Annotated in this window: 15 protein-coding genes; 11 read left to right on the plus strand and 4 right to left on the minus strand. The window is 65.7% G+C overall.

The features are described from left to right. Positions 1-113: 113 nt before the first annotated feature. The 9 genes from THSYN_RS30160 (at position 114) to THSYN_RS30195 (ending at position 8,749) form a co-directional block, all read left to right on the plus strand. Positions 114-503 (plus strand): hypothetical protein, encoded by a 390-nt coding sequence (locus THSYN_RS30160; RefSeq protein ID WP_100922792.1) that lies wholly within the window; start codon positions 114-116, stop codon positions 501-503. Further along, positions 504-992: a hypothetical protein gene (locus THSYN_RS30165; protein WP_100922793.1), complete on the plus strand. Its 489-nt coding sequence runs from the start codon at positions 504-506 to the stop codon at positions 990-992. It begins immediately after the preceding gene. A 53-nt stretch (positions 993-1,045) separates the two neighbouring features. After that, positions 1,046-1,903 (plus strand): hypothetical protein, encoded by an 858-nt coding sequence (locus tag THSYN_RS30170; protein WP_100922794.1) that lies wholly within the window; start codon positions 1,046-1,048, stop codon positions 1,901-1,903. Beyond that, on the plus strand, positions 1,900-4,650 hold the full coding sequence (locus THSYN_RS30175; RefSeq protein WP_100922795.1) for an SNF2-related protein: 2,751 nt from the start codon (positions 1,900-1,902) through the stop codon (positions 4,648-4,650). The genes THSYN_RS30170 and THSYN_RS30175 overlap by 4 nt, the downstream gene beginning before the upstream one ends. Continuing rightward, entirely contained in the window at positions 4,553-5,065 is a 513-nt protein-coding gene (locus tag THSYN_RS30180) for a helicase-related protein (protein WP_100922796.1), read from the plus strand. Before THSYN_RS30175 ends, THSYN_RS30180 begins: the two co-directional genes overlap by 98 nt. 269 nt (positions 5,066-5,334) lie before the next feature. Further along, positions 5,335-6,045 carry a DNA-binding protein gene (locus THSYN_RS30185; protein ID WP_236849039.1) on the plus strand — a complete coding sequence of 237 codons (711 nt, stop codon included), beginning with the start codon at positions 5,335-5,337 and terminating at the stop codon, positions 6,043-6,045. Between the two features lie 45 nt (positions 6,046-6,090). Continuing rightward, the gene (locus tag THSYN_RS35065; RefSeq protein WP_100922821.1) at positions 6,091-6,279 is read left to right on the plus strand and encodes a hypothetical protein; all 189 of its coding nucleotides are present in this window, start codon (positions 6,091-6,093) and stop codon (positions 6,277-6,279) included. A 158-nt stretch (positions 6,280-6,437) separates the two neighbouring features. Then, a complete protein-coding gene (locus tag THSYN_RS30190; protein ID WP_100922822.1) occupies positions 6,438-7,436 on the plus strand; it encodes an Rpn family recombination-promoting nuclease/putative transposase in 999 nt (332 codons plus the stop codon). Between the two features lie 200 nt (positions 7,437-7,636). Next, complete coding sequence (locus THSYN_RS30195) at positions 7,637-8,749, plus strand: hypothetical protein (protein WP_100922797.1); 1,113 nt, start codon at positions 7,637-7,639, stop codon at positions 8,747-8,749. 60 nt (positions 8,750-8,809) lie between these two features. Here the strand turns inward: THSYN_RS30195 and THSYN_RS30200 are convergent, their stop codons facing one another. The 4 genes from THSYN_RS30200 to THSYN_RS30220 all read right to left on the minus strand — a co-directional run bounded on the left by THSYN_RS30200 (position 8,810) and on the right by THSYN_RS30220 (position 11,486). After that, entirely contained in the window at positions 8,810-9,175 is a 366-nt protein-coding gene (locus THSYN_RS30200; protein ID WP_100922960.1) for a DNA-binding protein, read from the minus strand. 360 nt (positions 9,176-9,535) lie between these two features. Beyond that, the gene (locus THSYN_RS30210) at positions 9,536-10,702 is read right to left on the minus strand and encodes an IS4 family transposase (protein ID WP_100922798.1); all 1,167 of its coding nucleotides are present in this window, start codon (positions 10,700-10,702) and stop codon (positions 9,536-9,538) included. A gap of 110 nt (positions 10,703-10,812) precedes the next feature. Next, the gene (locus tag THSYN_RS30215; protein WP_236849040.1) at positions 10,813-11,253 is read right to left on the minus strand and encodes a GNAT family N-acetyltransferase; all 441 of its coding nucleotides are present in this window, start codon (positions 11,251-11,253) and stop codon (positions 10,813-10,815) included. 20 nt (positions 11,254-11,273) lie between these two features. Next, entirely contained in the window at positions 11,274-11,486 is a 213-nt protein-coding gene (locus tag THSYN_RS30220) for a hypothetical protein (RefSeq protein ID WP_236849041.1), read from the minus strand. Between the two features lie 267 nt (positions 11,487-11,753). Here THSYN_RS30220 and THSYN_RS30225 point away from each other — a divergent pair, with 267 nt between their 5' ends. Then, positions 11,754-11,972 (plus strand): hypothetical protein, encoded by a 219-nt coding sequence (locus tag THSYN_RS30225; RefSeq protein WP_236849042.1) that lies wholly within the window; start codon positions 11,754-11,756, stop codon positions 11,970-11,972. Between the two features lie 195 nt (positions 11,973-12,167). Beyond that, positions 12,168-13,580, plus strand: coding sequence for a transposase (locus THSYN_RS30230; protein ID WP_100922801.1), 1,413 nt, complete (start codon positions 12,168-12,170; stop codon positions 13,578-13,580). Positions 13,581-13,719: the final 139 nt, after the last annotated feature.

Raw genomic sequence — 13,719 nt, forward strand, 5'->3', positions numbered from 1 at the left:
TGGGATCTCAATGGGGAGCCGTGTCTTATGGTCTCACTCGGACCGTACATCATGATTCTGGGTCGTCACTATAAACGGACCGAGCGTTAGGTCAACTCCAGGAGTATGCACCCATGTCCTACTGCACCATGCTCGGAATCACTCTGCGCCCCGACGCGCCGGTCTGGAACGCGCGGGCCATCTACACCCAACCCGGCGAGCGCCCGGACTTGCTGCCGGATCGCCAACTCATGGATGGCCCGGACGCCGCTACCAAGAAGGCGCTGGCCGACGCCCTCAACGCGGGGCCGCTCCGGACCTTCCTGCAATCCGTGACGGACAGCAAGCTGAACCCGGCCGGGTTTGCTCTGATGTCCGTCGAGGACCGCGGGCCTGGCGCTATCACCATCCGGGGGACGCCCAATAGCAGCTATGGCTATCTGTATGTGTGCGCGTGCTTCACCGCGGACATTGAGTCAATCACCCCGGCGAGTGCCGGCGCTTTTGGGCACTCGGGAGTTTAGATGAAGATTGATCCAAGGCGTTTCTATCTGGTGGTGCGGACGCCCCATGAGCGTGCCGGCACCTTGTACCGTCCGGGCGAGATCATCCAGACTCCAGCGGGTCGACCGCGTTCGTTCGCGACCACCGATCGCGCGATGGGATACCGTGACCTGCATCTGGGCGCTCACTTCCCAGTCGATGCGCGACTGGGTTCTGAACTCACGGTCGCCCCGACAGCAACGACCGATGCTCCGAGCACTCTGCCGACCGCCTTCCCAGTACGCCGCGCTTCTCAACGAACGATCTGGGCGAGCGTTGTGGTTAACTTATGGGCGGATGATCCCCTGGATGCCGAGGACGAATGGGACGAGGCCAAGGCCGAAGCGCTGCGCACGGCACTTGATCGGCTCGGGTTAGCGCGCATCGTGGAACATGCCGTGCAGGCGACCATCGCCGCGGACCCGGAGTCGGTTCGATTCAACCTCGCGGCAGCCATCGTCATTGACTAGACGACCAGCGAGCGCCGTCGCCTGGTTTGTCATCTCTTCTATGGGGGTGGAACATGAATAAGAATCCTGGCCAAGTCTACGCCGAACTCTGGCGCGAGTATGTCGCGGCGCGACGGGCATTCGATGCGCGATCCAACGCACTCGCTCAACGGGAGGCAAGCGAGCTTGCGATCGAGGCATTTTCCCAACAAACCTTTTCCAAGGACACCTATGAGTCCCGGACGGACCTGACGGAACGTGCCGCGGCGATCGTCGCCCGCCTGGTTTGTCTGGCGAGCGAGGCGTTCACGCCCGCCAGCTGCCCGGTGCTGAGTATCCCGTATGGGGACTTGCAGACCCGTTTCGTTACTGATGCGTGCGACGACCGAGCGGGTCGGGGTTACGTCTTTCGCCCCGAGCGGTTCGACCCGGCGGGGTTGTGGCGCGAACTGGAACGCGACTATGGCGGCGAGAAGGGCGTTGAACTGGCCTACCGCAAGGCCGCGTGCGGAATCGACGGCGAATTTGACCTGCGACCAGGGGCGATTGTCGAGCGCCGACGTGAAGGCATCGTCTTGTCTATGCGGGTCTTTATCGACAGCCTAGCGGAGACCCGCAGCAGGAAACCGTTGACCTGGAGCCGACAGGGTGAGCTTGCTCAGCTGCTGGGCTACCTGCAGGCGTTCGCGGTCTGGGCGGAGGATTCCAGCAATCTCGCGGGCGGGCTCGACGATGCGAAACGCCGACTGTGCGACCGTGAGTACGGGGTGGTCTCCCGGCAACGGATCAGGGTCTCCCCGGCCCTGCACATTGTCACCTATCACACCCGGTTCGAGTTCATCTTCGGTGCCGCGATCGGTGCGCAACTGCAACTGTTCCTGGCCCTCTACGGACGCCATTCCCAAGCCGCTGATGCCCAGGAGGCTGCGTGACCATTGCCACACCGGTCCCGGCCCGGAACCCTGCCCCTGACTGGCGCCACACCCTGCGCGGCCGGGCCTCGCTCGGTAGTCAGGCAAAACGTCCGGGGTCGCTTGCGGGACTGCACGCGGCCCGCCTGGCGCATCTTGGCCAGTTCTTTACCCCGGACCTCCTCGCCGCCTGGATCTGGCACATGGTCGCCCCCGCTTTGGAGCGCGCCCTGGCCAGGGACGGAGAGGGCGTCCGGGTACCCCTGATCGACACCAGTTGCGGCACCGGTGCCCTGCTTCAGTTCGCCGATCCGGCCCGCCATGAATTGGCCGGGGTCGACGTGCATGCTCCCAGCGTCACGGCGCTGAGCGAGGCTGCCCGGGTCGCCGGGTTCCAGTGCCACTTCTCAACGGTGGGCATGGAGCGGATCGACCCGACGGGCTTCGGGATCGCCGTGATCAACCCACCCTTCTCGCTGCACTTGGAGGCCCCGACCCTGGTTGCTGGCTCGGCCACGAGCTACGGGCGCTTCGGGCCGGATACCTCGGCGCTGTCGCACGCCTACGCAGTGCAGCAAGCACTGGCAGCCGCCGACGTGGTGGCTGCGGTCCTCCCCCGGTCCTACGCCGAGACCTTACTTGCGGACCCTGGAGCCTGGCCGCGACTGGTGGCCATGTTCCACGCCCCGGCCTGGTGCTTCCGCGACCAGGGGGCTGATGTGCGGGTGTCCGTGCTGTTCTTCGCCAAGGACCCTCGGGCACCCGGCGCCGCGGTCCGTGTCGAGACCCTGGACGACGCCCTGACCCTGGCGCCGGACCTGAGCCTGTCGTGCCGCACTACGCGCCACCTGAACCCCCGGCTGCGCGAAACCGGGATCGTGGACGAGGGACCGACCATCACCCGCCCGGTCACGGGCAACCCCAAGGTCCGGCTCGGCCACTCAGGGCGCAAACTGACCCTTGGCTTTTCCTGCGGCCTGATCGAGGCCAAGGTCCGTAACGCGATCCTGGGTGAGCGTCTCACCCCGACCGGCATCGAGGGCCACCGCTACCCCAAGGGCCTGCGCTACACCGGCCAGGGCGCACTCGACCTTGAGGTACACCTGACCCAGGCGGACCCGCTGGCATCCCTTGAGGCCCTGTGCACGCTGATCCGCGCCGCTGGCGCCGACCTGGAGGTTGATCCCGGACTCCCCCGGTATATCCAGAAGCGGGCGCGGCGCCTGCGCATCGAGCGCACCCCCTTTCGCCATACCGTCCTGGTCAAGGCCGACATGGCGCACGGCCCGGCCGGCGCGCTCGTCGGCAAGGCGCGCACCCTGCACCTGGTGGACCCTGATACCTGGGGCTCGCCGGTTATCAAGGCGGGGGCAGAGGTTACCTTCGCCCCCGACGGCGCCGGGTCCTACCGGTACCGGGTCGGCGGGCGCGACTTCGCCTTGGCGGAAGAGGACCTCAACCGCCGCTTCGCCGTCGTCACCGGACAGGCGCAGGATCGGTGGGAAACGGTCCACCCCGGACGCTTGGCGGCCTTCCCCGAGCGGGCGGCTGCACTGCGCCGCCGCGGACAGGCCCTGGGCCTGGATGGGTTCCTGTCCTGGGACTACCAGTTCGACGACCTGCTGGAGTTGTCGATGACCCGCGGCGCTGTCGCCGCCTGGGCGGTCGGACTCGGCAAGGCGCGGCTCGCGGCCGGGCTAATCCTGCTGTCCGGCTGTACGGCTGGGCTGATCTGCACCGAGGCGTACCTGATCGACGAGCTACGCACCGAACTGGCCAAGCTCCCGATCCCGGCCACGGATTGGCAGGTCATCCAGAGCCCGCGGGATCTGGACACCCTGCGGCGGATCAACGTGATCAGCTACCACCGGCTGCGGGGACCGATCCACGGCGCCCACCAGCGGCGGACCTACGCAAGCCGGCTGCGGCACCGGATCGGCTGCCTGGTCGCTGACGAGGGGGACCTGTTGCGCAACAAGGGGACCGCCCAGACCGCGGCCTTGTGGAAGCTGGCGGCCAAGCGGCGCTTTGCCCTGTCCGGCACCCCACTCGGGAACTACCCGCGGGATGCCTTCTCGGTGCTCGCCTTCACCGGGGGCGATGCGACCGCCGCTCAAGTGTACGGGATGCACCGCTGGTATCTGGACCCGGCGTTGCGGCAGTCGACCCGCGACTGCGTGCCCGGGGTCGATCGGGTGCGCGAGCAGTTCGTTACCTTCGAGTGGGTAACCAATGAGTTCAAAGACGACATGACCACCGGCGCCAAGCGGGAGGTGCCGAAGCTGCGTAATCTGTCGGCCTACCGGGCGGCGCTGGCCCACCACATCAAGCGGCGTGTGGCTCAGGAGCCCGATGTGGCACGGCACTTCCAGATCCCGGTACCGGAGCGCCGCGTGACCACCCTGGATTGGGACCCGGCGCACCTGGCCCACTATCTGCGGGTCGCCGAGGACTTCCGCCAGTGGTACATGAAGGGCCAGGCCAATTCCCGCGAGCGCAACCTGATCGCGCTGCTGGCGCGCATCCAGGCGGTGCAGATCGCAGCGGCGATCCCGCAACGCCGCTCGGACAAGTCCCCGTTCGTCTACGACGGCGGACTCACCAGCAAACAGCGGTACGTGGTGGACCGGCTGGGGACCTTGATCGAGGACGGCCACAAGGTCATCGCCTATGCCGAATGGCCGGAGTTGCTGGAGATCATCGGGCGGGCGTTGGATCGGCACGGGGTCGAACACGTCACCATCACATGGCGGCAAGCCCATCGCTGAGCGGATCCGGGAACTGAACACGCGCTTTCGCGTCGGCTCCGCCCCGGTGCTCTTGGCGAGCCTGGGGGTTGCGCAGAAGGGGCTGAACATCCCGGAGGCCGACCGGGTGCTGTTCCTCACCCGCTCCTGGACCGCCAAGACCGAGGACCAGGCCGAGGGCCGGGTTCTGCGGCCCCAGCAGACCCGGCCCGTAACGACGGAGTTCGTCCACTTGCGCGGGTCGATCGACGACTATCAGGGGCAGATGGTCGCGCACAAGCGCGACGCCATCAACGCCGGGCTGGACTGGGGTACCCCGGCGCTGGACGACGTGGAGTTCCTGCACCTGGATACCCTCTTGGGGCGGTTCGTCGAGGACTTGGCGGGGCTGATGGGGTGCCGGACCCATGAAGTCCGGGATCGACTGGCGGCATAGGGGCAGATGATGAGCGATATCGAGGTTGTCATTGGTGACGGGTCAGTCACCATCCGCCGCTCCGGCCGTTCAGCGCCCATCGTGGCGCAGGTCCTGGGGCTTGATCGGAGCCCAGACGGGGAAGTCACCTGCATCTGGCTCGATCGTCTGGTGCATCGGCCGGGGGAGGAATGGACGGGCGATTGGTCCGTCCGTGGGGCCGTGAGTTCGATCATCGAGCGCAGTCGAGTCGGTGCTGTTGGCGCTTTCGACCGCTCACCGGAATCACCATGAGCGCCCACGGAGCGACCCGCCAACGCGCCTTTGAGGCCGCCTGCACCCTCGCTGCCGCCGGCAAGCGCCCAACGATCGCCGCCGTCCGCGAGGGACTGGGTGGCAAGGGCTCGCAACAGGCAATCGGCGCCGGGATCGACGACTGGCTCGACGAGGCCGCCCGGCGCTTTCAGATCCCCGGTATTCCCGAGGCGCTGCGAACGCAGGTGGTCGCGGTCTGGAATCAGGCGTGCCGGCTGGCCGGCGAGCAGTGGTTCGACGCGAAGACGCCGCTGGACGCCCCGGTCGCGGCGGTCGCTGGGCAGCGCGACGCGGCCAGGACCGAGAACGAGCGCCTGGTCGCCGAACTGGACCGTCAGGGCGCGACGCTGCGGGAAACGCAGAACGCCCTGGACCTGGCCCGCAACACGCTCGCCGCCCGTATCGAGGCCCTCCAGGAGACGACCGAAGCCCTGGCGCAGTCCCGGGCGCATGGCGAGCACCAGGCCCGCCAGCGGGATCATGCCGAGCGGGTTGCCGCGGCGGCGGGGGAAAGCCTCAGGGCAGCCCAGGCGCGCATCGCCCGGCTCCAGGTGGAGCAGGAGGTCGCGACGGCACGGGCCGAATTGCTGAGCGCGCGGAGGCGACGACCCAGGGGGCTGCCGCCCAGGCCCGCAGGGATCAGGAGGCCACACGGTCGCTGGTATACGAACTTCGGAAGTCCTTGACGGAAAGGGACGGGCAAGTGGCAGCGCTGACTTGCCCTCACCGGTATGCCGCGGGACTGGGGCGCACTGCCGGGCTGGCTGCTCAGGCAGTCGGCACCCGCCGTGGCCAATGCAGCCAACAGTGGTCCCAACTGGCCAGCCCTCGCGCTCTTCGCCGCTACCGCCGTGCTCGGCATGGTGCTGCTGGCGCTGGGTCTGGCCCGGGTCCGCTGGCTGGGCGGGCGCGGACGCTAACCTGGGTCCGCGGTGCGGACCGAGCCCCGCGGCGAAGCCGACCGGTGAAGGTCCGCGCAGCGGACCCGGCCCGGCTACAATGGGGCTCAATGATGCGGAGCACCCGTGCCGACCCGCATCGCGCTCAAGCCGCCGACCTTGACCCGCGAACGCCAGCCATGACCCCACCCCGCCACCCCCGTCGTCCCCGCGGTTCCCGCAAACGGCGCGCCCCGGCCGCCGGGCGTCACCACGACCACAGCTATAAACAACTCTTCGCCCACGCCGAGATGGTCCGCGACCTGCTGACCGGCTTCGTGCGTGAGGACTGGGTCCAGTCCCTGGACCTGGCTTCGCTGGAGACGGTCAAGGGCAGCTATGTCACCGACGATTACCGCGACCGCGAAGACGATATCATCTGGCGCGTGCGCTGGGCCGACGGCTGGTGCTACGTCTATATTCTGATCGAGTTCCAGAGCACCGTGGACCCCTTCATGGCGGTGCGGATAGCGTGCTATGTCTCGCTCCTGTACCAGGACCTGATCGCGCAGAAGGCCCTGACCGCGGCCGGGACCCTCCCGCCGGTGCTGCCGGTGGTCCTTTACAACGGGGAGCTGCGTTGGACGGCGCCGACGGAACTGTCCGCGCTGATCGACCCGGCCCCGGGCGGGCTCACACACTATCGCCCCCACTGGTCCTATCTGCTGCTCGACGAAGGGGCGATCATCGGCGACGCGGCCTACCCGGCTGAGGTCCAAAACCTGGTCGCGGCCCTGTTCCAGTTGGAAAAGGCGCGCGACGAGCCGACTTGGCTCGCCGTCTACGCACGTCTGGTGGCACTCCTGGACAGTAGCGCCCTGGATAGCCTCAAGCGCGCCTTCGGCCGCTGGATCTACCGCAGCTTCATCCGCAAGAAGCGCCCCGGCATCCGCCTGCCGGACATCAATGATTTTCACGAGGTGCATACCATGCTGCAACAACGGGTCGAACAGTGGAACGCGGAGATCCTCGAGCGGGGACGCAAGGAGGGGCACAAGGAGGGCCTTGCGCAGGCGCGCCGTGAAATGGCCGCGGCACTCCTTGAGCGAACCGCCCTGGACGACGCGGCCATTGCCGAGCTGACTGAACTCTCCCGCGAGGCGATCCGGGCCCTGCGCACGACACCGACCGAACATTAGGCGTCGCGTCGACCGTGGCGGTCCTGTGCGGGGCCGGGCTGGAATCCTAGTTCGAGGCGCTGCTGACCCCGGGTCGCGCCAACCTGCGTATCCGCGCCCGGGTTTGCCGGTTCCCAAGCTCCGCTTGGAAACCCGGTTGGCATCATGGCCGCCGTGGACCTGCGTTACCGACCGATCCCGAGAACCCGAGAGACGCCGAGATGTCGACACGCGCCTGGTACGACTATTACATCATCGCTCCCCACACGGGAACGCTGTCGCTCGCCATGCGATTCTACAAATGGGGCGATGCCACGCCCGAGAACGCACTCGACGAGTATCTGCGGTTCCGCAAGACCCTGAACGCGCATGACGGGCGTCTGCCCGTCGCATGGCTCGACCGCCTGCTACGCGATCAGTTGGGCGAGCTGCACCCGGAGCTGCCGCCGCAGTTCGCCACCGGGGCCTTTCTGTTCCTGCTGCAGCGCGCCGCGGAGTGGATCGAGTGCGACCACTGGCGACGCTTCGATCCACCGGAGGAGCGCGCGGATTTTCCTTTGTGCTGGGCCCTCGAGGAGGCGCTGGCAACCGAGCCGTTCGAGATTCCGCCGCACCCCGATCCCTTGTTGGAGCGGGTCAGACGTTTCATTGCAACGGCACGTTATCTCCGTCCCTGGCGAGTCTACGGGCTGCGGCTCAATCTGCTGGCCTGGTTGCAGTACCTCACCCAGCCGACGCGCAGCGCCGACATGGGCTCGCTGGCCGGCGACTGGGACCCCCACTGGGATATCGCTTACCGGTACCGGCTCTTTTTCTGGATCCACCCGGATGACCCATTTCGGATCGAGCGGATCGCCATCGAGCTGTGCGACCGCGACGGCTCGAACCTGCTCACGGCCGCGGACCCAGAAGACGACGACGAGTGGCAGCGCGAGGAGATGGACAGACTGCGGGAAGCGATTCGCGAATCGGACATCGCAATTGCAGCCTTGGAGACACTTCAGCGCGACTACGCAATGCCCGCGGATCGCTTCTGGCAGTTCCGCGAGCGGCCGGACCCGCAGGAGACGCGGCAGCGCGCACGCCGCAAAGAGTTGCAGGCGAGCTGCAACATACTGTTGATTCAAGTTGAGAAACGCTTTGGAGCGGTGATTGCCGCCGACAGCCGGCCGCTCATGGAGCGGATCGACGAATTCGATCGGCTGCTGACGCTGGCAGACGCGGTGATCAACAGTCCCGACAGCGACGCTTGGCTGGCCGCACTGGGTGAATCGGTGCGGCGAAGTCTGCCCGAGACAGACGACCGAACGCCCGACCGCAACAAGCGCGACTGAACGATGTGCAATCCGGATCACTCCGGCCGATTCGATGCCCTGCTGTCGCCAAGAAGAGGATCAACCGACGAACCCGGTGCTGATTGACTCCAGGTAGCCAATCGCATCCTCGGTCCGGCCTTCCTGTACCAGTTGCAACAGGGACTTGTGACGGAACTCAGGAATGGGTTCGTTCTTGACCAGGAAGATGGCGCGTTGTGCATCCGGCTGCACCGCCGCGGCGGCCGACACCACTCGCATCAGGTCACGCAGTGCGGATTGCAGTCTTGGCGATTCCGGGTGGGTGCGCAGGGTGTTGCGATGGACCCCCGCCAGCTCGGCCAGATCCTGCTGCAGGCCAAGGATGTCGGCGACGCCCGCTGCAGAGAACCGCGACGTCCCGGGTTCCCGCGTCGATTCGAGCACATCTGCGAAGCTGGCGGCCATGGCCTTGCACCTGAGGTGCATTTCGTAAATGCACATTCTGCGCACAGTACAGGCACAGATCAAGTCTCAGCCCGTCCCGCGGCCTGTCGCAACGGGTAAGTCGCCTGCTCCAGCTGCCGCAAGAGGAACCGGCACTGTCCTGGATCGCCGGCCCGCTGGGGCCAGGGCATTGACCCGTTCGGCGGCCATGGGCGGGCGATGCTTGATCCATTGGGTTGCGGTGAATGTCACTGGTTGTCGGGGCGCGGAATCGACGACAGCGGCAGAAACATCGGTGTCGGCTCTGGTCGGTCGAGCAGGAGGCCTTCGACCACCGACACCGGCTCAAAGCCATAGCGAAGATCACTGGTGTCCCAACGTTTAATCAAATAAATTCAATTGCTTACCTTCCGGCGGGTCCCGCGGATCGCAGTCGCGATCAGTAAGCAATTGATTTATCGGGGTGCGTTCGAATATAGTCAGACTCAGGACCTGTAGCAAAGTGTAGAGACTAACATCCATATTCAAACGCTTCTTTAGAATAGCTATTAATACGTAAGTCGCTATTGCTATCCAGATTTGCGATTTGACCGCGTTCTCGGATGTGCCAAAGAACGCCTTTATGCGCAGGTGTTGCTTGATCCATTTGAAGAACAGTTCCACTTGCCAACGGCAGCGGTAGAGTTCCGCAATCGTGAATGCCGGTAACGCGAAATTGTTAGTCAGGAATACGAATGTGTGGTCTGTCGCCGCATCATGATACTTGATGCGCCGAAGCTTTTCCGGGTAGAATTGCGGCGTGTGAACGCCGGTCGGGACGACGGTCTGATCGCAGATTAGACCGGTTGCCTTATCGATCGGTCGGGAATAGACGCGTCGCAGCTTCGTATTTGATTTCGCCCGCGTGACAAAGAAGGCCGCAGCGAGTGTGAAGCGATATAGGCGCGCGAAGTCCAAGTACCCGCGGTCCATAATGTAGAAGGCGCCGGGTTCCGGAACCAGGAAGTCGAGGGCGTTGACATCGTGGAGCTTGCCATCGGAAATATGCAGGAATGTCGGTATGTTACCGCGCAGATCCAATAGCGTATGCATCTTTACGGCCGCCTTCGTGTGACGGAACGGTGCCCACGGAAACAGCGACAAGCAGAGATCGATAGTCGACGAGTCCAACGCATAGACGGTATTGGCAAGATCGATCCCGAAGGAATCGTTGACATAAAGATCGCGCGCAATCCCAATTAGGGCCTGAGCGAAATCCGCGTAGATGCGCCAGTCACGGACCTTATTGGCATTGGCCAGGGTATTGCGCGCGATTCCCCCGCGAATGCCCATATGGTAAAGCTTGCTTTGGTGGGCGCGCAAACAGGCTTCAATGTCGCGCAGACTCTCCCGGTAGGTTAACTGCGCAAACGTCATACAGAGAAACTGGTCCAGACATGTGAACGACTTGATCTTGCGATGGCCGCCGTAACGCTGTACGCATTGCCAGAAAATCGGCAGTGGAAGATGCTCGGTGATCTGCGCGAATACCAGTTTGCCTGCGTACATGAAGCCGTGTCTCCCGCCCGTTGGATGGGGCGGAAGATTGGCGCACGGAGCGAGCGGCGTTCAAGTCGATTTTCCAGAGAAACGCCGCTTTCAAAAGAAATATCAGAATCTTACAGGGTCGTACACGAAACGCGTTGGGACACTAGTGAGCGAAGATAGAAGCTCCGGGCCGCGGGCTTCGCATCGACGACGACGCCGACGCCGACACACCCGATCTCGTCGGCCATCCGGCGGGCAAGGGTCAAGGCGAACCGAAGCAGGGCCTGGCCGACCCCGCGGTCCCGCGCCGTCTCGGCGACCGCCAGTCGCGCCAAACGTAGCGTCGGCAAGGGGTAGTGCGGCAACCGGCGACGGCGGTCAGCGGGAAGCGCGTCGATTTCGATCGCGGACGGCGAAACGGTGACGAAGCCCAGGATCGCGTCATGCTCGACCGCGATGTAGGTGACGCCAACATGGTGGCGGAATTGGTTTTGGCCCGCAAAGCGATGGAAAAAGCGGTCGAGGTCTGGGTGTCCGCTGCGGAACTGGTCGCGATCGTCGTCACGCTCCAATCGCCGAATCCTCAGGCTCATCAGGAGTTGCTGGGAGCGGGCTCGGGGTCCTCGCCGAAGAGTTCGCGCATGGCCCGATTGGGGCCATCCTGAGACGCCAGCCGCTCCAGCAGCCGCTCGCCCGACGCGACCGTGACCACGAGGCGCGGGGGTATGACAACCTCCTCAGGGATCTCGTCGATGGCCTGTAGATGGTGCAGCAGGGCCTGCTCGATCACGAACCCTTTCTTCATGCCCCGGGCACGGACGTAGCGTTCCAGGCGGTCTCGGGTTTCGGGAGAGATATTCGCGGAAATCTGGGTCACGTCTCACCTGCTCGCGCTGGTTTCTACAAAACCGTAGAGAAGTCTAGCATAACACCAAAGAGCGCCTGCGCCAGCGGTGCGGTAACGCTCAAGAAAAGTTCGCCCGGCGGTTTCTCTGCTCGGGCTGAACTGCTGGTCCATCGGCCGCGGCGCAGCATCTCTACCGGAACCGCGGGCGCCGCGGGCGGGGACTCGGTGTCCGAGCGCGACGGCCAGCTTGTCACGCTCACGACCACGGTCCAGGCGGAACAGCAATCGCGGGGCGCAGATACCCAGCACTGGCTCAACCGCCTCGCCGCGCATCAGGCGGCAGTGGCTGATGCCTGTGCTCGGGAAACGGCGCTGCCCGAGGAGAAGAAGGCCCTGACGCTGGCGGCAGGACCTTCGGAAGTTGCAGTCCGGGCTCAACGATGATGAGCGTGCGCGCGGCACCGCTCGCCAAGGCTGATTTCGCCGGGCAGGTCCGCTCCCGACCCAGAGCGGACGCTGGCTCCCCAAATCTCAATGGCAGCAGTCCACCGGACAGCGGACATTTGCCGCAGCCCCCCGGTTACCCTGCTATGCTGTACATAAAAACAGCTATCCGCATGGTCGCACCGCGCTGCCGACATGGCCGCCAACCCACCGGGATGCCGACCCGCTGTCTACGCCCGTCGTCGCCCCGAGCAAACCGTCCTCTACCGCCTCGTCCAGCAGCACCTGGAGACCTACCTCGCACTGGCTTGCGACGGCGATGGTCACGCGGTACCCGGCTACGTGGAGCGCGAACTCCGACGCTATCTGGAGTGCGGCATCCTGGCCTACGGTTTTTGTCAGGCGCGTTGCCCGGCGTGCGGCCAGGACTTCCTGGTGGCTTTCTCCTGCAAGGGGCGCATCTGCCCCTCATGCAATGCCCGGCGCATGGCCGAGACCGCCGCCCACCTGGTCGATCACGTTTTCCCGCCCCTGCCGGTGCGCCAGTGGGTGCTGTCCGTACCCAAGCGCCTGCGCTGGTACCTGGAGCGGGAGCCCGGGGCCGTGACCGCCGTGCTGCACATTTTCCTGCGGGTGGTCGAAACCCATCTGCGCAGAATCTGTCCCGAGGCCTCTGCGCGGGCCCGCTTCGGGGCGGTGAGCTTCGTCCACCGTTTCGGAGCTTCGCTCAATCGCCACATCCACTACCACTGCTGCATCCTCGACGGGGTGTTCGAGCCGCTGCAAGCCGGCGGGGTCCAGTTCCGGCAGGCCTCGTCACTGGCGCCAGAACAGGTTGCCGTAATCGAAGCGCAGGTGCGCCGCCGCGTGCTGCGCTGGTTCTCCCGCCGCGGGCTGCTCGATCCCGATGATGCCCGCGACATGCTGACTTGGGACAATAGCGGCTTCTCGCTCGACGCCTCGGTGTGCATCGCCGGCGACGACCGGGCTGGACTGGAGCGGCTGCTACGCTACTGCGCACGCCCGCCCTTCGCCCTTGAGCGGATCGAACAGGTCAGCGAAGACCGGATCGTCTATCGTCTGCCGGAGCCACAGCGTGACGGACGCACTGCGCTGTCCCTCAGCCCGCTGGAGCTCATCGACCATCTCGCAGCCCTGATCCCCCCGCCACGGCTGCACCGCCACCGCTACCATGGGGTGCTGGCACCCAATGCACCGTTGCGCCTAGCCGCCACCGCCTACGGGCGCGATGCGGACCCGACTTCCCCACCGCCACCGCCCAAAGTTTCAGCGCCCACTACCGCGGCGCCGAGTAGCCGCTCACCGGCGCACTACCTGCGGGCCATGCTGCTCGCACGCCTGTTCGCGTCCCTGCCCCTGGTCTGCCCGAACTGCGGTGCCGACATGCGCATCATCGCTTTCATCACCGAGGCCACCCCAGTGCGGCGGATTCTCTTGGCTCTCGACGAGCCAGCCGAGCCGCCCCGCATCGCCCCAGCCCGCGGGCCGCCGGCCTGGGACGACCCACCGGTCGAGGCCGTACCCGACTGGGACGCCCTGGCGCAACCGTCCCCCGAGTATGTCTTCAACCAGGAAGTGCAGTGGTAGCCTCCTTCCGTCGTCGCCACCCGCCAGCGACGCGCCCCTCCCTGCACCCAGGCCCCGGCAAACCACCCTTCACACCCATTCGTACCTCTCCGAGATGGCGACCTCGCCCCCGTCCCCGCCCGTCGGCGCCCTCGCGGGG

Origin of the sequence: Candidatus Thiodictyon syntrophicum, assembly GCF_002813775.1 — a bacterium.
GTDB lineage: Bacteria > Pseudomonadota > Gammaproteobacteria > Chromatiales > Chromatiaceae > Thiodictyon > Thiodictyon syntrophicum.